Raw genomic sequence first — 19,904 nt, forward strand, 5'->3', positions numbered from 1 at the left:
CTAACCCGTCGCCTCAGGGCGGCGCAGAACGTCCCTGAGTTACCACCCCTGGAGAACTGTTTGATGAAGTTGCGTTCTATCGCGGTCGCCGTCGCGGCCCTGGCCCTGACGGGCAATGCCTTCGCCCAGGACGTCTCGTCCGAAAAGGGCAAGCTGAGCTACTACTTCGGTTACGACTACGGCAACAACCTGGCGGAGCTGACCGGTCGTGGTGAGCAGCTGGACATCAACTCGGTGGTGAAGGGTCTGCAGGACGCCTACGCCAAGAAGCAGCCGGCGATCACCGCCGACCAGCTGAAGCCGGCCGTTGAAGCGTTCCAGAAGCGCGAGCAGGGCCGTGCCCAGGCTGCCAAGGCCGAGTACGAAAAGGCTGCTGCCGAAAACAAGACCAAGAGCGATCAGTTCATCGCGGCGAACAAGGCCAAGGCCGGCGTGCAGTCCCTGCCGAGCGGCGTCCAGTACCGCGTGATCGAAGCCGGCAAGGGCGCCAAGCCGACCCAGGCCAGCACCGTGCAGCTGGAAGTGGCCGGTCCGTTCCCGTACGGCCAGCGCCCGACCGAAGCCCGCCCGGCCCAGCAGATTCCGTCGATCAAGGTCAGCGAAGTCGAAATGAAGGCCATGCGCGAGACCCTGCTGCAGATGCCGGCTGGCTCGAAGTGGGAAGTCACCCTGCCGCCGGACCAGGCCTACGGTGCCGACCCGCGCACCCCGTTCCCGCCGAACGTGGCTGTGCAGTTCGAGATCAAGCTGGTCAGCGTCAAGTAAATCGAAGCGGTAAACGAAACGCGCCGGTGATCCCACCGGCGCGTTTTTGTTTGCGCGGAGCGCGACGCTGCCGTGCACTGCATATTGACCCCGCGCAAATTCAGCCCGATCGCGCTACTGTTGCCGGGTGCAAACAATGGAAAAAACGGCGCGTGTTGTCGCAAGTCCCTGCATCGGAGTGTGCACGCTGGATCCGCACCGGCAATGCACCGGCTGCGGGCGGCATATCGATGAGATCGCGCGGTGGTCGTCGATGAGCAACGAGGAACGCAGCCGCATCCTGCATCGCGTGCAACCTCTGCGTGAACAGCTGCAGCAATCACTGCGCGGCTCGCTGGCTGATCACGAGCGCCTGATGCGCGCGCTGCATCCACTGGCCGAGCCGCCGGCCGGCGACGGCTGGAACCGCAGTGAACTGATCGATCTGCTGCCGCCCGGGCCCCCGGTGGAAGCCGCCGTACTGGCCGGCATCGTGCCGCGCGCCAACGGCGCACAGGTCATTCTCACCCGTCGCACCGAAACCCTGCGTACCCATGGTGGCCAGGTCGGTTTCCCCGGTGGCCGCACCGAACCCGATGACCGCGATGCGTTGGCCGCTGCACTGCGCGAGAGCCAGGAGGAAATCGCATTGGCGCCCGGCCAGGTGCAGGCGCTGGGCTATCTCGATCCCTTCGTGACGATCACCGGCTACCGGGTCACGCCGGTGGTGGCCGTGGTCGATCCGGATTTCGTACCGGTGCCACAGCCCAGTGAAGTAGCCGAAGTGTTCGAAGTGCCGCTCGATTACCTGATGGCAGCCGACAACCTGCACCAGGTCGAAATCAATCATCGCGGCCGCGTCCGCCACGTCCTCGAATATGGCTGGCCCGGCCAGCGCATCTGGGGCGCCACCGCCGCCATCCTCTACAACCTGCGTCGCCGCCTGGAGCAAGTGCAATGAAGCCGATCGATCCGCCGTGGACCACCCTGGTCGATGTCGCCACCTTGGCCGCTGCATTGGGCGAGGGCGTTCGCGTGGTCGACGCACGTGCTACTGCCAGTACCGCCGTACGCGTGGTCGATGCACGTTCCTCGCTGTCCGATCCGCAGGCGGGTAACGGCCAGTATCTGGCGGGGCATGTTCCGGGCGCGGTGTATGCCGACCTCAATCGGGACCTGTCGGATCTGACCCGCAGCGGCCACGGCCGTCACCCGCTGCCGGACAGGGATGCCTTCGCCGCGAAGCTCGGCCAGTGGGGCATCGGTCCCGAAACCCAGGTGGTGGTCTACGACGGCAGCGATGGCAGCATGGCCGCCTCGCGCCTGTGGTGGCTGCTGCGCCTGATCGGGCACAGCAAGGTGGCCGTGCTTGATGGTGGCATCGCCGCATGGCAGGGCGCAGGGCATCCCTTGGCGACGGGGCAGGATGAGGTGACCGCGCTGCCGGTTTACCCGGGCCGTTTCGACACCACCCAGATCGCCAATGCCGATGAAATCACTGCACGCTTGAAGCATGCACCCGGTTGGCTGGTCGATGCACGCGCGGGTGAGCGCTTCCGCGGCGAAGTGGAGCCGCTGGACCCGGTCGCCGGCCACGTGCCCGGCGCGGTCAACCGTCCGTTTGCGTTGAACGTCGCCGACGGCCGCCTGCGTGATGCACAGGAACTACGCGCCGAACTGCAGGGCGTGATCGGCAACCGTGATCCGCAGCAGGTGGTGCTGATGTGCGGCTCCGGCGTGACCGCCTGCCACCTGTTGCTGGCGATGGAAGCGGCCGGTCTGTCCGGCGCACGCATCTACGCCGATTCCTGGAGCGGCTGGGTCAGCGACAGCAGCCGCCCGGTGGCGACCGGCGCCTGAGGCGTGCGGGGTCGGATCCGTTTTCCAACGGAAAACGGATCCGACCCCATCGAGCGTAAATCGGGGTCAGAGCCCGTTGCGTAGCAACGGGATCCGACCCCGTGCCGACCAACGGTCGGCACCCACCAACAGCAGCAGGAATCTGTCGAAGGCGGGGTGGGTCCGGTTGCGGGGGCGTGAGCCGCATGGATGCGGCGACCGAGCTTACATGGACGTACTTGCAGCGTCCCCCGCAACCGGACCCACCCCGCCATCCCCCAGGAAACCAGCTTTTGCTGTTGCTCTGGCGTTTGCCGTTGATTCGGCGGGTGCAGGGCGCAGCCCTGCCGAACCTCACCTCCCCCGTACTTGCAACGGTCATCATCCCGGTCCACACTTCGTTGCCGATCTGAAGACGGCAACGATGACCCACAAGATCCCCCTGTTGATCGACACCGACCCCGGTGTGGACGACGCCCTGGCCCTGCTGATGGCCTTTGCCGATGAACGGCATGACGTGGTCGCCCTGACCATCGCCGCCGGCAATGTCGGCCTGCAGTACACCGTCCGCAACGCCCTCAAGCTCTGCGACATCGTCGGCCGCGCCGACGTACCGGTGTTTGCCGGCAGCCCGGATCCGCTGCTGCATCCCTCCGTTGACGCCGCCCACGTGCATGGCCGTGACGGCTACGGCGACGTGGACCTGCCGCCGCCGAGCCGCCAGGCTGAAGCCGAGCACGCCGCACTGGCCATCCTGCGCCTGTCGCACGAGCACGCCGGTGAACTGATGCTGGTGATGCTTGGCCCGCTGACCAACCTGGCCCTGGCACTGAAGCTGGACCCGACCCTGCCCGAGCGCATCAAGCGCATCGTGGTGATGGGCGGCGCGGTCACCTGCCACGGCAACATCACCCCGGCCGCCGAATTCAACATCGCGTTCGATCCGGAAGCGGCGCACGTGGTGTTCACTTCGTTCAAGCACCTGCTGGTGTCGGACTGGGAGGCCACCGTCGCCCATGGCCTGCCGCTGCAGGATGCTGAAAAGTGGCTGCAGGCTGATTCCGATCGCGCCCGTTTCTACGAGCTGATCTCGCGCAAGACCCGTGGCCTGTCCGAAGACAGCAAGGGCGGCCGCTGGTATACCGCCGATGCGGTCGCCATGGCCTGGGCGCTGAACCCGGAAGGGCAGCTGCAGGTCGAATCGCGGCCGCTGAACGTGGAGCTGAACGGTACGTTCAGCCGCGGCGCCACCATCGTCGACTGGAACCGCCAGACCGGCCAGCCGGACAACTGCGATCTGCTGATGGCCTACGACCAGCAGCGTTTCGAGGCCCTGGTGCGCCAGGCCCTGGGCGCGGACTGAAGTCTGTTGACCCGCACCGGTTGCCCCGAGCGGCAACCGGTGCTTATAATGCCGCTCTTGACCACCAGCCCATTTACGGTGTGAGCCCATGAAGGCCGATATCCATCCGAACTACCGCGACGTCGTCTTCCATGACGTCACCTCCGATTTCAAGTTCCTGACCCGCTCGACCATGGGCACGAAGGAAACCATCCAGTGGGAAGACGGCAACGAATACCCGCTGGTCAAGGTTGAAATTTCCTCTGCTTCGCACCCGTTCTACACGGGCAAGCACAAGGTCATCGACACCTCGGGCCGTATCGACAAGTTCCAGAAGCGCTACGCGCGCTGATCTGTCGATCCAGCTTCGAACCGACGGCCGCGCTCTGCGCGGCCGTTTGTTTTTCCCCAACGCCAACCCAACGGGCGTTTGGATGGACGGAACACTGCGTTCGTGTGACAACACTTTTGCCGATCCGGGCCGCTCAACGGCCGGCGTCTGGCCGCCTGTCGTATACGACTTCTGTCTAGCGCCGGGCAAATGCTGCTGTGCGATAATGACCTGATCCCCGGCACAGGCCGAGGACGTCATTCACGTGCCTGACCAATGCGCTTGGGCAGGCGCCTTCCCATGAAGGAGCGCACACAGTGTCCGATCTTGATCAGGTCACGCTCAACGCCGGCGATAAGTCGGTCGTTCTGCCCGTCATCAAACCCACCCTTGGCAACGACTGCGTCGACATCGCGAAGCTGACCAAGGAAACGGGGTATTTCACCTACGATTCCGGCTTCACCGCGACGGCCAGCTGCAAGTCCGCCATCACCTACATCGACGGCGACAAGGGCGTGCTGCTGTACCGCGGCTACCCGATCGAACAGCTGTCGGAAAAGTCGAGCTACGTCGAAGTGGCCTACCTGCTGATCAACGGCGAGCGCCCGAGCGCCGAGCAGCTGAAGGCCTTCACCGACGAGCTGGCGGCTGAAGCCAACGTCGATGAGTCGATCAACACCCTGATCGGCAGCTTCGCCAAGGATGCACATCCGATGGCCATCCTGACCGCCGCCATCGCGCAGCTGTCGGGCATCTACCACGCCTCGCTGGACCTGTCCGACGCCGAACAGCGCCGCCAGGCCGCTGTGCGCCTGATCGCCAAGGTGCCGACCCTGTCGGCGCTGATCTACCGCCACGGCAAGGGCCTGCCGGCCAACAAGCCGGACACCTCGCTGGACTACGTCAGCCGCTTCCTGAAGCAGACCTTCGAGTCGGCTGATGGCCAGTACGATCTGAACCCGGACGTGGTCAAGGCGTTGGACCTGCTGTTCATCCTGCACGCCGACCACGAGCAGAACGCCTCGACCTCGACCGTGCGCCTGGTCGGCTCGACCGGTGCCAACCCGTACGCGTCGGTCGCCGCTGGCGTTACCGCGCTGTGGGGTCCGGCCCACGGCGGTGCCAACGAAGCCGTGCTGAAGATGCTGGAAGAGATCGGCAGCGCTGACAACGTCGAGTCCGCCGTGGTCAAGGCCAAGGACAAGACCTCCGGCTTCCGCCTGATGGGCTTCGGCCACCGCGTCTACAAGAACTTCGATCCGCGCGCCAAGGTCATCGGCGAGATGACCAGCAAGGTGCTCAAGCAGCTGGGCGTGCAGGATCCGCTGCTGGACGTGGCCGTGAAGCTGGAACAGGCCGCGCTGCAGGACGAGTACTTCGTCGCCCGCAAGCTGTACCCGAACGTCGATTTCTACAGCGGCATCATCTACAAGGCGCTGCAGATCCCGACCGAAATGTTCACCGTCATGTTCGCCCTGGGCCGTACTTCCGGCTGGGTCTCGCATTGGCTGGAACAGCAGGTTGACCCGGAAATGAAGATCGGCCGTCCGCGCCAGGTCTACACCGGCAGCGACGTGCGCGACTACCAGGGCTGATCGCCCGCGTAGGTTGTGCCGAGAACGCCCCGCATCTGCGGGGCGTTTTTTTTGCTTCGGCTCTGGTAGCTGCCAACCTTGGTTGGCACGCACGATTCCCGGCATGTGGTAGGTGCGGACCGTTGGTCCGCACGGCAACCAAACACCTACCCGGCACTACACCTCGGAATACCGGCTCGGCGAACACCCCAGCTCACGCCGGAACGCGGCAGAAAACGCGCTGGGGCTCGCATACCCCAGGTCCAATGCCACGCGTGTCACCGCCTGCCCCTGGCCCAGCCGTTCGATGGCTGCCAGCAGGCATACCTGCTGCCGCCACTCGGCGAAACTCACCCCGGTACCTGCGCGGAACGTCCGCGTGAAGGTGCGCCGGCTCATGCCTGCATCCGCAGCCACCTCATCAAGCCCGATGGCGAGCGAGGGCGCATCGAACAGCGCCCGGCAGACGCGCGCGAGGCGTGCATCGGCAGGCAACGGCGCATGCAGGGAAAGCATCGGCATCGACGCGATCTCCGCGACCAGCAACTGCATCAGCTTGCCCGCACGCCCGTCCTCGTCGTACAGCGCGGGCAGGTCCACGGCGCCTTCCAGCAGCTGCCGCAGCAACGGCGAAACGGCATACACGTGGCACTGCGCCGGCATCGTCACCGCAGCAGCGGCCTCGATGGAAAGGAAGGCGTTGAGCATCGTCACCGGCCCGCGCATCGTCATCTCGTGGGCCAGCCCGGCGGGAACCCAGCAGGCGCGCTGTGGCGGCACCAGCCAGCGCCCCTGCGGTGTCGTCACGCTGATGGTGCCGCGCGCGGCGAACGCGAACTGCCCACGTCGATGGGCATGGCGGGGAAAGGTGGACGATGCTGCGTAATCGTTCGAGGTGACCACGACATCGCGCGGCAGGTCTTCATAGGGATCGAGCAGCGAATTGCGCATGGCCCGGATTCTATAGCGGTTGACCTGTCATCGACGGTGGGCTGGGCCTGCGCTGCCTAGCATCAACACTCCTCCTCACTGCGGCAATTCTTCATGGCCAACACTTTTCATCGCGTGGGGCAGGGGCCTCACTCCGTCCTGGTCCTGCATGGCTGGTTCGGCGACGCACACGCGTTCGAACCGATCGAGCCATGGCTGTCACGCGACCACTTCAGCTACATCTTCATGGACTGCCGTGGCTACGGCGGCATGCGCGATGTGGCGGGGCAGTACAGCATCGACGAAATCGCCCGTGACGCGCTCTCGCTCGCCGATGCACTTCAGCTGGAAACGTTCAGCGTAGCGGGGCATTCCATGGGAGGCATGGCGATCGAGCGCATCGCCGTGCTCGCGCCCCAGCGGGTGCGCTCCATGCTGGCCATCGCACCCGTCCCCTGTGGTGGCATTGCCTATGACGCATCCACGCGAGGACTTCTGGAGAGCGCTGCCGGCAGCGTGGCCAGCCGAAGGGCCATCATCGATCGCAGTACCGGCGGGCGGCTCCCCGCAGCCTGGCTGGATTGGAAGGCCCGTTATTCAATGCAGCACTCCGCGCCCGATGCGTTTGCTGCATACCTTCCTGCGTGGGCAGATACGGACTTCAGCAATGAGATCGTCGGTGACCATCGGTTGAAGGTGGTGGTGGGTGGGAATGATCCCACCTTCAACCGTTCACTGATGGGGCGCACCTATCTGCACCGCTACCGGCAGGCCACGCTGGAGGTTCTGGAGGATGCAGGACACTACCCGATGAATGAGACACCCTTGGCACTGGTGGCGGCCATGGAGTCGTTCCTGAGAGCAGAGGCTCATCCGGCATGAATGATTTCTGACACTGAATGTCGCTTTCACATCTTTTCGGATCTATTGCATAGGCATCACATCCGGGGCGATAGAACCTGAGGGCACTTACTCAGCCATGGAGAACGCCATGAATCGACTGCTTGCCATTGCCCTCATCGCCACGCCGCTGGCCCTGTTGAGCCCGCACGCATCCGCGCAGTACACCGGCCCGGGTGCGGGCACCGCTGCCAGCACCGTGGCCGATGCGCGCGCCCAGCGCGACGACCACCCGGTGGTGCTGCGTGGCACCCTGGTCGCCAAGCTTGGCCACGAGCGTTACCAGTTCCGCGATGCCAGTGGTCAGATCGAAGTGGAGATCGATGACGAAGACCTGCCGCCGCAGGCCATTGGTGCGGACACCGTGGTGGAACTGCATGGCAAGGTCGACACGCATCGGTTCAAGCCGACCGACATCGATGTAGATCGCGTCACCGTGGTGCCCGCAGGCTGAGGCTCGCGCGGGTTGCAATATGTAGAGTCGAGCCATGCTCGACTCGCACGCACAGCACGCACAGCACGAACAGCGCGAACAGCGCGAACAGCGCGAACAGCGCGAACAGCGCGAACAGCAGTCGAGCATGGCTCGACTCTACAAAGGCGATGCAATGAGATTTTTTGCATTTACCGAATGAGGGAAATTGCATAAGCCTGGAACGTTGAACTAATTCAAAGATTCTTCTTAACGCTCAACGTTTTAGGAATGCTTGAATGGCCTGCAGGACAATGGGTTCCTAACATTCTCTCCGTCGCCCGCAACCACCTCTGCGGGCGGCGCCTCCCTCCCTTTCTCCTTAGGGGAGGGGGGCTTTCTCATTCCCCCCTTGTCCGAGAGAGACAACCCATGCACGCCATTCTCAAGAAGGCCGCGCTCGCTGCAGCGCTGGCCACGGCTTCGCTGTCCGCGCACGCCGTGGAAACCAAGATCTCCGTCTATGCCGACGTCGACCCGACCCTGGCCCTGCTTCGTGATGACGGCACCCCGCTGCCAGACACTGTGCAGATGACCCACGATCCTCTGCGAGGGCTGCTGCCGTCGACGCAGCAGGTGCGCATCCACTCGAACGATGACAAGGCAGACATTGACGTTCGTCTGCGCCACGATCCGTTGCTGATCAATGGCAGCACCCGCGTGCCGCTGGACGTCAGCCTGAACTCTGATGCGCTGAGCACCTCGGGCACCGAGTTCAAGGCGGCTGACCTGTTCAACGGTGCCAGCTCGACGCCGGGTGCTTCCATCGCCATGCCGCTTACCATCGCCCAGGCCGGTGCCGGCGGGCCGCTTACGGTCAAAGGTCGCTATGAAGGTGTGGTCTACATCGTCATGAACCAGAAGGCCACCACGCCGTAATCCCCGCGCCGGCCCGTACGCCGGGCCGGCTGCCTTTCCAGCGGTACCCCCAATGACCCCACACGCCCCCGCCATCACCCGGCTGGCGGTCGCGCTCGCCCTGGCGCTGGCAACGCCGCTGGCGGCGGCGCGCGGCGTCCCGCCCGGCTTCGAAGATCTGGTCGAAGGCCAGACCGAACAACTCGACATCCAGCTGTTCGGCCGCTCGGCCGGGCTGTCGCCGGTGCGCGTGACCTTGGAACACGTACAACTGGAAGATCCAGCAAGCGTGCTGCAGGCGCTCGACCTCCCGGCCGAGGCGCAGGCCGCGCTGCTGCCCGCCTTGTCGCAGCCCATGCCGCGCAACAGCCATCTGGCCTGCCGCTTCGGTGGCGCCACTGCCGGCTGCGGCTATCTCGACCCGCCGGAGGACCCCGCCGCCGTGCGCGCGCTGTACGACGAAGGCGAGGGCGCGGTGCGCCTGTTCGTCGCCCGCCAGTGGATTCCGGGCAAGCCGGCTGCCGAACGCTTCCACACCGTCAGCGCCAACGCCGAGAACGCCTTCCTGCACCAGCAGGTGATCAATGTGAGTGGCAGCCACGACTACCAGACGCTGTCCGCGCGCGGCACCGGCGTGCTGGGCCTGTTCGATCGCGGGCATGTTTCCGCCGAATGGAACTTCAACCAGCAGCGCTACCGCAGCCGCGGCAGTGACAGCGAATTCCAGTTCGACAACGTCTACTACCGCCATGACCTGGGGCAGGCGCACTACCTGCAGGCCGGGCGCATGGACCGCCGCAACCTGTCCAGCCCGCAGGGCGGCACCTTCAGTTTCAGCATGCTGCCGCTGGACCGCCTGCAGGGCCTGCGCGTGGGCACTACCCAGGCCTATGTGGATGCCGATGCCGCCGTGCAGGCCACGCCGCTGACCGTGCTGCTGGCGCGCGACGCACGCGTGGATGCCTACGACGGCACGCGCCTGCTGCAGACCTCCTACCTGCAGGCCGGCATCAACCAGATCGACACCCGCAACTTCCCGTTCGGCAACTACAACGTCACCCTGCGCATCTACGAAGACGGCGTACTGGTGCGCAGCGAAGATGCGCCGTTCGACAAGGGCGGCGACTGGACCAACAGCCAGTGGCAGTGGTTCGTGCAGGGCGGCAAGCGCAACGAGCGTCGCAGTGACCGCTTCGATGGCGAACGCGTGGCCGTGGCCGGCATGCGCGTGCCGCTGGGCCGCGACGTGGCGATGGTGGCCGGCGCCGCCGACCTGGGCGGCTTCCGCTACGGCGAGCTGCGCGTGGACCTGCGCCGCCTGTACGCCACCCAGGAACTGCGCGCCAGCTTTGGCGGCATGCGCGGCAACGATGGCAGCACCGGCCAGCAGCACCAGCTGTCGTACCGCCGCACCGCATCCTGGAACATCTACCAGCAGCGCATGCGCGGCAAGGCCTGCCAGTTCGAGGCCGACGCCCGCGACCAGCTGGGCTGCACCAACTCGCTCAGTGCATCGATGGCGCTGCCGCTGGCCGGTGGCAGTGCCTATGTGGGCTACACGCGGCGCCAGACCTGGCGCGCCGGGCGCGAGCTTCCCGGTGCGGAGGGCGATCCGCTGGCTGGGTTGGACCCGCTGCTGCCACCGCCGCCGCCATGGCAACCGCGTCGCGAGCCGCAACTCAGCCGTACCTGGCAGGCCAGCTTCAGCCGCAGCCATCGCTGGCAGGATTTCAGCGTCTCCACCCGCGTGGGTGTGTGGCAGCAGCGCGCCAGCGACAGCCTGCGCGGCAGTGACCAGCGCGACCGCGGCATCTACTTCAATCTGAGCCTGACCCGCCTGCTGCGCGGCACCGCCGGCAGCGGCCAGCGCCGTTACAGCGTTGACGTGCGCCAACCGCAGCATCAGCGCCCGGACATCAACTACAGCGTCGGCCACAGCCTGCGCCAGGAGGTGGACGCGCAGTACCGCGAGCTGTCGGCCGAGCTGCGCGCCAACAACAGCGACCGTTACAGCGCCACGCTCAGCGGCCAGCTGCAGAACAGCCTGGGCCAGAGCGGCGCCACGCTGGCGCACTACCAGCAGCGCGGTCGCAGCGAGACCGCCTACAGCGGCATGCACAGCTCCGGCTTCGCACTGGGCAAGCGCGGCTTCTACTGGAGCGGCAGCAACGGTGCCGACGCCGGCCTGGCCGTGCAGGTGGCCGACACCGACGACATCGACCTGCGTGGCGTGGCGGCCGAACTGCAGGTGGGCGGCCTGCGCCGGCAACGCCTGCAGATTGGCGAGCGCCGGTTGCTGCCGCTGTCGTCGTACCAATCGCACCGCGCCGAAGTACAGGACGCCAGCACGCTGGACAGCATCGCCGCCATCCGCGTGACCGGCGTGGGTGGCGCACGGCCGATGTTCCTCAGCCCCGGGCGGCTGATGCGCATGCCGGTGCCGATCGAGGTGACCTACACCTTCATCGGCAACGCCAAGGATCTTGCCGGAGCGCCGCTGGGTGGCGCCCGCATCCTCAACGCGCCGGTGCCCGGCACCAGCGCCAACGGCGGCTTCGTTGCCGACTTCCCGCGTCGCGAGACAACGCTGTACCTGCTGCAGGACGACCGCCTGCTGCACTGCCCGCTGCAGGTGCGCGAGCGCCGCCAGGTGGTGCTGCTGGTCGGCGCCGTGCACTGCGAGCCGCTGGCCGTGGCCCAGCTGCCGGCCGAGATCCGCCAGCAGGCCCGCGTGACCCGCCTGCTGCAGGAACGCGCGTTGATTGCCGCCACGCCCCAGACCGCTGCTGCAGGAGGAACGCCATGAACCGGCGTGTGTTGTTGGTGTTGATGCTGGTGTGTGCGCTGGTGGTGCTGGCGCCGAGGGCCTGGGCGCAACGACCGCCAGATACGGATCCACCCAGTGGTGTGATTGTGCGCGACATCAAGATGGCGTGGGATCGCTCGGCGATGCCGGGGGATATCGAGATTTGGGCGAGAAAGACTTTAGTCGCATACGACCGTGATCCACTGAAGCAATATGGAGCGCTCTTCATCACTTGTGCTTCGGCGACGGATTCGACCACCGGTCGTTGCCCAACGGAGAATACTTCTGAGCCCTCGGCAGTAGAGGGAAAGGTAGTCGTTCGGTTGGTTGAGCAGCGCGGCGGCTTGAGTGAAGATTTAACGCTTCTGGCATCCGTCTACCGCGCCGATCAGACTGCGGCCTGTGAATCGAGCTACTGGTCCAACCAACCGTATGTCCCATGGACTACATTTGGCGCTCCCTGCGATTGGAATCCGCCCGCGGGGACGGGAGCAGGACTTCGAATTCTTGCCCCTGAGCTAACTCATCTAACAGCAGGACATTGGCAGGGCGCGCTTGATCTCTATCTGAGGAAGCCGCCAGCCCAGCATCTAGCAAAGTACGTATTCAACTTCGACTTCACCGTCACCGACTACGACGCGATCTCGATCTACTTCCCGGGCTTCGACGGCGTTGCACCCCTGGTCAACATGGACCTGCGCTACGACCCCATCCGCAAGGAGGTCGCCGGGCGCAAGGACGTAGACATGTGCCTGTACGACGGCTTGGGTTCGCAGAGCGAGTTCCTCGGCGTCACCGTGCGCGACAGCGGGCCGCGGCCACCACCAGGTCGGGACTTTGCGGTCTGGCATCAGGACGGCGGCAGCGATGACACCCAGCGCCTCGACTATCAAGTCGGTCTGAACTATGGCGGCAATCGCCTGGCGATGAAGCACGGCGAGGAGCAGCTGTTGCGCGATATCGACAGCGCCCAACTGCGCATGGTGCTGCTGCCGGGCATCAGCCAACCCGTGTACTGCGTGCCCACGCCCCTGACGCTGGAAACACCGCCAACGCCCATCGCCAGCAAACGCCCCGGCCTCTACGACGGCGAGCTGACGGTAGAGCTGCGCGTGCCGACCGCCAAGCCCTGATCCCCACGGAGGCTCATCATGAAGAAGCTGCTGTTCTGCCTGTTGCCGTTGAGCGCACTGCTGGTCCCACCGGCACAGGCCAATTTGTCCATTCATCCGATGCGTGCAGCGGTGGATGCAAAGCACGGCACAAAGATCCGCGTGTACTCGCAATCCACCCAGCCGCAGTACGTGCAGGCGCGGCTGCTGCGCATCAACAACCCGGCGCAGGTGGGTGAGGAAGAGATCGAAGTGGAAGCCGCCGATGCGGCGATTGCCATCACCCCCGGCAAGTTCGCACTCAGTGGTGGTGGCAATCGCCTGATACGGGTGATTCCGCTGCAGACCGTCGAAAAAGAGGCGGCCTATCGCATCTACTTCGAGGGCGTGAAGGGCCCCGACGGCACCATCCTGGAAGGCGATGAGCAGGCGGCGCAGGCCAACGTCGGCGTCAGCCTGGTCTGGGGTGCGCTGGTGAACGTCGTGCCTGCCAAGGGCAGCGTGGATCTGCAACTGCAGGGCAACACCCTGCGCAACACCGGCACGCTGCGTGTGGGCATCACCGGTGCTGCCGAGTGCAGTACCAGTGGTGTGTGCACGCCACTTGAGCTGTCCAGAAGTCTCTACCCCGATGCTGCGCTGACCTTGCCGTTCCAGCTCCAGTCGGGCAGCACTCTGCAGCTGCAGTACCGACTGTCGAACGACAGCTATCGCGATCACGTAACAACTCTGGCGCCGAGCGCCTGACCTCTATCGCCCTGCGTAAGCGCGGGGCTTCATTTCCCTTGTCTTGTTAAGGAATGAGCATGAATCACATCTACCGTCGTATCTGGAATACAGCCAAGCAGTGTTGGGTGGTGGCAAGCGAGATCACCTCGGCCAGAGGTCGTAAGAACGCACGCGTAGCTCGCCTTGTACGTGGTTCATTGGTGCTGTCGATGGCTACTGGTGTGCCGGCAGTGCACGCCGATACCTTGAGCTGCTCAGCGCACAGCAGCGGTCCAAAGTGCGAGCTCGATGGTAACGATGTGCTGATCTTTCGTGCGGCAAAGCCAATCACCGAATTTCTCTCTGTGGGCTCTGGGATTATGGGGGCGGGACCGTGGTCAACTACGTACGGCGACGCCGCTGACGCGCCAGGTCGCTACAGCGGTGCCTTTGGCTTTGCAGCAAAAGCTCAGGGCGACTACAGCGCCGCATTCGGGTATACAACAACAGTTGCCGGGGAGAAGAGCGCTGCATTTGGCCCAAGGGCGCGCATTGATGGCGTACTGAGTTCGGCAATGGGATACAGGGCAACTGCGAAGGGCGGCCATGCTTCAGCCTTTGGTGCAGACTCCTTGGCTGATGGAATCGGATCTGTCGCGGTGGGGCACGATGCGCGCGCACTTACACTGAACTCGATTGCCGTTGGTAGTGGAGCGAAGACCAACTCGGGAGCTGGCATCTCCAAGATTGCAATTGGTGGAAATGCATCCGCTGGCACGAATGGATGGACCGGCGCAATCGCGCTCGGTGGGCAGACCTGGGCAAGTTATGACAGCGTCGCCATTGGCTATGAGGCGAAGGCATATGCTGCAAACGCAACTGCGCTTGGGCGGGGCTCGGTTGCGACCGAGGAGGCGACGGTCTCCGTTGGAAGTGCGTCCATCAAGCGTCGCATCGTTAATGTCGCTGACGCCCGCGTTAACGATGCCAGCACGGATGCGGTAGCGGGCAAGCAGCTTCACGCTACCAACAAGAAGCTGGAAACGGCCGAAAGTGCGATTGGCACCGTCAAATCCGATGTAGCCGCCGTACGCACCCTGGCGCAGAACGCCAGCAACAGGATTGATGCCACAAACCTTGCTGTGGGAAAAGGTTCCATTGCGGAGGCTGGCAGCTACGGCCCAAGTACGGCCATTGGCAGCAATGCGGTGGCCTACAACGGACGCGGCGTAGCGGTGGGCCACGGCGCCCGTACCGGCGTGGATGCGGCAGGCAACAAGCTCTCCGGGTCGAACGCAGGTGTCTCACTCGGTGCAGATGCCTGGAGTGGCAACGGTGCCGTGGCGGTGGGATTCAACGCCAATGCATCAGGTGGTTTTGCGGTGGTGGTAGGCACTGGTGCCCAGGCGCAGTCCGAGTACAGCATGGCCTTCGGCTATTCGAGCAAGGCCAAGGCTGCCCACGCGATGGCGTTGGGGGCCTCCAGCGAGGCCGATGCACAGTACGCCGCCGCACTCGGCTACGGTGCCAGAGCGCTTAGCGCCAGCTCCGTGGCGATGGGAGATCGGGCGTTGGCCAATCACAGAAACGCTGTCGCCCTGGGGGCAGGGTCGGTTACCTATACCGCTGACTCGGTTTCTGTAGGCAGTGATTCGTTGCTGCGGAAAATCCAGAGGATTGCCGATGGCACCGTCGCCGAAGGCAGTACCGATGCGGTGACAGGCAACCAGCTGAACTACACCAACGAGCGGGTTGCCTCGGTACACAGCTTGGCCAGCACCGCGCAGTCGAAAGCTGAAGCTGCAACGGTGAGCGCCACCAAGGCGCTGATGGAAACCGAAGCGCTGGGCGGCCTGGTGGCACAGACGTCTGCTTCAGGCAGTGTGCGACTGGGTGGAGGCAACAGTGGTACGGCTCTGGATGTCCGCAACAGCGCAAACGCCAGCCGCAGGATCACCGGCGTGGCAGACGCCACGCTGAGTACGACGAGCACTGACGCTGTGTCAGGCAAGCAGCTGAATGCGACCAACAGCAATGTCACGGCCGCACGATCCGTTGCTGATACCGCGAAGACCAATGCAGACACTGCGCTGACCAAGGCCAATACTCTCTCCGGGCTTCTGAGCCAGAACTCTGCGTCGGGCAATGTCCGCCTGGGCGCAGCCAACAGCGGCACCGTTCTGGACGTGCGGAACAGCGCCAATGCGAGTCGTAAGATCACCGGTGTTGCCGATGCAGCGTTGTCCACCACCAGCACCGATGCGGTGACGGGCAGGCAGCTCAATGCGACCAACAGCAACGTCAGTATTGCGCTGAGTGATGCAAGCGCGGCCAAGACCAGCGCAAACACCGCTCTGACCCAGGTAGGAACGCTCAACGGGCTGCTCAGCCAGGCCAGTGCCAGCAGTAATGTCCGTATCGGTGAGAAGAACAGCGGCACCGTTTTGGATGTGCGCAACAGCGCGAACGCGAACCGGAAGCTGACTGGTGTGGCTGATGGAGTGGTCAGCGCCAGCAGCTATGAGGCCGTCAACGGCAGGCAGCTCAACGCCACCAATGACAAGGTGGCGACGGTGGAGGGCATTGCCAAGACTGCGGGCACGGAAGCTGCGGCCGCAAAGGGGGATGCGTCCAAGGCGCTGGCCGAGACAGCGGTGCTGGGCGGGCTGGTAGCACAAGCTTCTCCGGCTGGCAGTGTGCGTCTGGGTGAGAGGAACAGCGGCAGCCTACTGGATGTGCATAACAGCCTCGGTTTGAGTCGACGGATTACGGGTGTCGCGAACGGCGTGTTGAGTCTAGGGAGCAACGATGCCGTGAATGGTGGGCAGTTGTATACGACCAACACCGCAGTGCAGGCAGCCACGGTCGCTGTTGAAGAAGCCGGTCGTAGGATTGGGGAGATTGAGGGAAAATCGAAATTCATGGCGGTTGGCGCGCCGATAGATGATGTGAAGGCGCAGGCTGGTCGCTTGGGGATTGCACTTGGAGATTCCGCGGAGGCGTCACTTGTTGGCGAGGGTGGTGTTGCTATCGGAAGTTATGCGAAGGCGCGGGCAACAAACTCGGTAGCGATCGGGCGCGCGTCCGGAGTTGCTGAGGATGCGGAGAACGGTTTTGCATTAGGGTCACGCTCGCGAGTTGAGGAAGCGAATGGGCTGGCGGTTGGCGCAGGCAGCTACGTGCAGAAGGGAGCTACGAACTCCGTTGCGCTTGGCAATGGTTCAATCGCTGAGGAGGCTTCCACGGTTTCTGTCGGTGGTGGGCTGCTAAAGCGCCGACTTGTCAATGTTGAAAGAGGCACCGCCGACCACAATGCCACCACCGTTTCTCAGCTCAGGGATTCTCTCGCCACCCTCGGCGGCGGAGCAGGCATGGACGGTAACGGGAACATCATTGCCCCGGCCTACACGGTACAGGGCGGAACGCAGAGCACCGTCGAGGATGCGCTGATGGCACTGGACGGCGCCGTCATCACCGCCGGCCGTCGCGCGGACAAGGTGGAAGGTCAGTTCAGCTCGATCTTCCAGGATTCACCTTCGGCCCGTGCCGACGGCATGAGCCAGATCGCGCTGAATGGCGTGAATGGCATGGTGCTGACCAATCTTGCCGACGGCCGGGTGGCCCCAGGAAGCCGTGATGCCGTAACGGGCAACCAGCTGTACGCCGCAGAGCAGAAGATCTCGCAGAATCGGAATGATCTGGAGGCGATGCGCAAGGAGCGGGAGATGGGGCAGCAGGCGATGCGAGAGATGGATGCAAACGGCCCGATCGACTTCGGTGGTGCGCGTTTGACTGGCGTGGCCGAGGGGAAGCTTTCGGCTGATAGCTCGGACGTAGTGCGCGGCAGTCAGCTCTATAAGACCAATAGCCGTGTGTCGGCCTTGGAAGGCATCGGTCAATACCTCAGCGTGGGCACGGCTCCTGAATATGGTCAGGCTCAGGCTGGTCCGGCTGGTCTCGCCATTGGAAACTTGGCAAAGACGGGCATTGAGGGTGGCACGGCGATTGGAACATTCGCCAAAGCAATGGGAAGAAACTCAATTGCCCTCGGACGAGCATCTACTGTCTACGAAGGCTCAGATTCCAGCTTTGCCATCGGGACTGGAGCTGAGGTTGGTAGGGCTGGCGAGCCGGGTGCAATCGGAGCCATTGCGTTCGGCGTTGGATCAAGGGTCGAACCCGGAGCCCACGGTTCTATCGCGTTCGGAACCAGCTCTCATGCGACCGAGGCAGGAGTTGCATCGTTTGGTAATGTTGGAACGAAGCGCCGCCTCGTAAACATCGCCAACGGCACCGCTAACCACAACGCCGCCACCGTCGGCCAGCTGCGCGGTGCGCTCTCCACCCTCGGCGGCGAGGTGGATGCCAACGGCAACATCGTCGGCCCGAGCTTCAATGTCCAGGGCCAGGCGCGGTCCACGTTGAATGGTGCACTGGAGGCGCTGGATGGTGCGGTCGTCACCAACACCTCGCGCGTGGACAAGGTCGAAACCCAGCTCCGCTCCGTGTTCCAGGACACCCCCTCGGTCCGCGCCGATGGTGTCAACCAGCTCACCCTCGCCGGTGCCAACGGCGTGGTCATTTCCAACGTGGCAAACGGCCTGATCGCGGCCGGCAGCCGTGACGCGGTCAACGGTGGCCAGCTGCATTCGATGCAGCAGCAGCTCAACGGCCGCATGGATGGGCTGGAGCAGCGCATCGACGACGCCCCGGCTCCGCGTGCACTGGCGTCGTCCTCGGTGCCGAAGCCGCAGGCCGAGGAAACTCCTGTGCTTCCGGAAGGCAAGGACTCCCAGCAGGTCGCCTCGGTAGGCGAGGGCGACAAGCCAGCGCCGCAGCCGAAGGCCAACAAGGACGACTCGCCGAAGCCGCAGGTCGACACCGCCGAGCTGGAGAAGATGCTGGCCCGCGCCAACGAGTACACCGACGGTGCGATCAGCAACTTCGAGCGTCGCCTGGACAAGATGGACAAGCGCTTCAACCGCATGGCGGCGATGAGCAGTGCACAGAGCGCGATGGCGATGAACACCGCCGGCCTGGCTACCTACAACCGCCTCGGTGCGGGCGTGGGTTACAGCGAGGGTGAGTCGGCGATGGCGGTGGGCTACCAGCGCGTGCTCAACGAGAAGGGCTCGGCCACCTTCAGCCTCAATGGGGCGTTCACCAACAGCGGTGAGCGCAGCATGGGCGTCGGTGTGGGCATCGGCTGGTAAGCCATGGAGCCCCGGCGTGACGCGCGTACTCCACCCCGCCGCGCCGGGGTCCTCGCCCAGGAGATGGCGATGTACAGATGGGTAAAGGGAATCATCAGCTATCGCACGTTCTACATCTGGCGGGCGCGTTATCGCTACTACACACGGAACCTGGATCTGTGGACGCTGATGAGCGGGCTGTGCATCGCCGGTCTGTTGCTGGTGCTGTGGTACATGTGGCGGATGCTGAGCGTGCCGACGCCGCGCGTGCACCCGGAGACAGCGGCGCTGCGCATCGAGGGTGTCACCAGGGAGGCGATCCATCGCATCGTGCTGGTGCGCCACGCGGGCAGCACGCCGGGTGCTCCGTTCACTACGCCGGAGGAGGTGCGGGCAAGCACGCTGCGCACGATACGGGTACGGCAGGTGATGGACAGCGAAGTGGTGTGGCGGCTGAAAGCCGACATGCTGGCGGACATCGCTGACTACATCATGGCCACAGGTGGGTGCTTTCCCTACGATTGCCGGCGGGTCCTCGATCGATTGGACTACGTGCGCCAGGCGGGTGTTGAGAATGCGCAGATCAACGCTGCGCTGGCGACGATCCTGGAGGTGTCGTTGGACCAGATGCCGTCGTTGGAGGCAGACGAGCATGAGCGGGTGAAGAGTGGTTGGTCGGATGGGTTCAACGACATCTACTACCAGTCCTGGGTGTTGCGGGACCTGCAGGCAATGCACGCACAGATGATGCGGGAGTATCCGCAGCGTGCCCCCGCACCGTGGTTGCCGCGGCTGCTCAGCGACCCGCTGCGCGATACCCGTTTTGTCTGGTAGCGGGAGCAAGATGGGCATCATCTGCCAGAGCAGGTAACACCGCTTTTGTAGAGTCGAGCTTGCTCGACTGCTCTCCGCTCAGCCATCGAAATGCACGAAGCACAGTGCGGACCAGCGGCCCGCACCTACCAAACACGGGTGCAGCGCCCCTGTAGAGTCGAGCCATGCTCGACTGCTCTCCGGTCAGCCATCGAAATGCCCGAAGCACAGTGCGGACCAACGGTCCGCACCCACCCAAGGCAGGCACCGCTGCGCTCGCCGG

Annotated in this window: 16 protein-coding genes; 15 read left to right on the forward strand and 1 reads right to left on the reverse strand. The window is 64.4% G+C overall.

Going from position 1 to position 19,904, the window contains the following annotated elements:
- The first annotated feature begins 63 nt into the window (after positions 1-63).
- From V3B48_RS02650 to V3B48_RS02675, 6 genes are all read left to right on the forward strand, one after another.
- Entirely contained in the window at positions 64-765 is a 702-nt protein-coding gene (locus V3B48_RS02650; RefSeq protein ID WP_032127896.1) for an FKBP-type peptidyl-prolyl cis-trans isomerase N-terminal domain-containing protein, read from the forward strand.
- A 136-nt stretch (positions 766-901) separates the two neighbouring features.
- Positions 902-1,705, forward strand: a complete 804-nt coding sequence (locus tag V3B48_RS02655; RefSeq protein ID WP_032127895.1) for a CoA pyrophosphatase — start codon at positions 902-904, stop codon at positions 1,703-1,705.
- Positions 1,702-2,604, forward strand: coding sequence for a sulfurtransferase (locus tag V3B48_RS02660; protein WP_329893104.1), 903 nt, complete (start codon positions 1,702-1,704; stop codon positions 2,602-2,604). Before V3B48_RS02655 ends, V3B48_RS02660 begins: the two co-directional genes overlap by 4 nt.
- A 403-nt stretch (positions 2,605-3,007) precedes the next feature.
- Positions 3,008-3,946 carry a nucleoside hydrolase gene (locus V3B48_RS02665; RefSeq protein ID WP_032127836.1) on the forward strand — a complete coding sequence of 313 codons (939 nt, stop codon included), beginning with the start codon at positions 3,008-3,010 and terminating at the stop codon, positions 3,944-3,946.
- Between the two features lie 88 nt (positions 3,947-4,034).
- Positions 4,035-4,277 carry a type B 50S ribosomal protein L31 gene (locus V3B48_RS02670; protein WP_005418951.1) on the forward strand — a complete coding sequence of 81 codons (243 nt, stop codon included), beginning with the start codon at positions 4,035-4,037 and terminating at the stop codon, positions 4,275-4,277.
- 296 nt (positions 4,278-4,573) lie between these two features.
- Positions 4,574-5,851: a citrate synthase gene (locus V3B48_RS02675; RefSeq protein WP_032127838.1), complete on the forward strand. Its 1,278-nt coding sequence runs from the start codon at positions 4,574-4,576 to the stop codon at positions 5,849-5,851.
- 156 nt (positions 5,852-6,007) lie between these two features.
- Here V3B48_RS02675 and V3B48_RS02680 read toward each other — a convergent pair whose 3' ends face one another.
- Positions 6,008-6,781 carry a helix-turn-helix transcriptional regulator gene (locus V3B48_RS02680; RefSeq protein ID WP_285301610.1) on the reverse strand — a complete coding sequence of 258 codons (774 nt, stop codon included), beginning with the start codon at positions 6,779-6,781 and terminating at the stop codon, positions 6,008-6,010.
- A 93-nt stretch (positions 6,782-6,874) separates the two neighbouring features.
- Here V3B48_RS02680 and V3B48_RS02685 point away from each other — a divergent pair, with 93 nt between their 5' ends.
- From V3B48_RS02685 to V3B48_RS02725, 9 genes are all read left to right on the forward strand, one after another.
- Complete coding sequence (locus V3B48_RS02685) at positions 6,875-7,642, forward strand: alpha/beta hydrolase (RefSeq protein WP_329893105.1); 768 nt, start codon at positions 6,875-6,877, stop codon at positions 7,640-7,642.
- Between the two features lie 109 nt (positions 7,643-7,751).
- A complete protein-coding gene (locus V3B48_RS02690) occupies positions 7,752-8,114 on the forward strand; it encodes a NirD/YgiW/YdeI family stress tolerance protein (RefSeq protein ID WP_329893106.1) in 363 nt (120 codons plus the stop codon).
- Positions 8,115-8,148: 34 nt separating this feature from the next.
- Positions 8,149-8,295 carry a hypothetical protein gene (locus V3B48_RS02695; protein WP_329893107.1) on the forward strand — a complete coding sequence of 49 codons (147 nt, stop codon included), beginning with the start codon at positions 8,149-8,151 and terminating at the stop codon, positions 8,293-8,295.
- 209 nt (positions 8,296-8,504) lie between these two features.
- On the forward strand, positions 8,505-9,011 hold the full coding sequence (locus V3B48_RS02700; protein ID WP_329893108.1) for a CS1 type fimbrial major subunit: 507 nt from the start codon (positions 8,505-8,507) through the stop codon (positions 9,009-9,011).
- Between the two features lie 52 nt (positions 9,012-9,063).
- On the forward strand, positions 9,064-11,796 hold the full coding sequence (locus V3B48_RS02705; RefSeq protein WP_329893109.1) for a TcfC E-set like domain-containing protein: 2,733 nt from the start codon (positions 9,064-9,066) through the stop codon (positions 11,794-11,796).
- Positions 11,793-12,929: a CfaE/CblD family pilus tip adhesin gene (locus V3B48_RS02710; RefSeq protein ID WP_329893110.1), complete on the forward strand. Its 1,137-nt coding sequence runs from the start codon at positions 11,793-11,795 to the stop codon at positions 12,927-12,929. The genes V3B48_RS02705 and V3B48_RS02710 overlap by 4 nt, the downstream gene beginning before the upstream one ends.
- Before the next feature lie 18 nt (positions 12,930-12,947).
- The gene (locus V3B48_RS02715; protein ID WP_329893111.1) at positions 12,948-13,655 is read left to right on the forward strand and encodes a pilus assembly protein; all 708 of its coding nucleotides are present in this window, start codon (positions 12,948-12,950) and stop codon (positions 13,653-13,655) included.
- A gap of 59 nt (positions 13,656-13,714) precedes the next feature.
- Positions 13,715-18,829 carry an ESPR-type extended signal peptide-containing protein gene (locus tag V3B48_RS02720; RefSeq protein ID WP_329893112.1) on the forward strand — a complete coding sequence of 1,705 codons (5,115 nt, stop codon included), beginning with the start codon at positions 13,715-13,717 and terminating at the stop codon, positions 18,827-18,829.
- Positions 18,830-18,898: 69 nt separating this feature from the next.
- Positions 18,899-19,642, forward strand: coding sequence for a hypothetical protein (locus V3B48_RS02725; protein WP_071229172.1), 744 nt, complete (start codon positions 18,899-18,901; stop codon positions 19,640-19,642).
- The last annotated feature ends 262 nt before the right edge of the window (positions 19,643-19,904 follow it).

This window comes from Stenotrophomonas sp. SMYL20 (genome assembly GCF_036320045.1).
GTDB lineage: Bacteria > Pseudomonadota > Gammaproteobacteria > Xanthomonadales > Xanthomonadaceae > Stenotrophomonas > Stenotrophomonas maltophilia_A.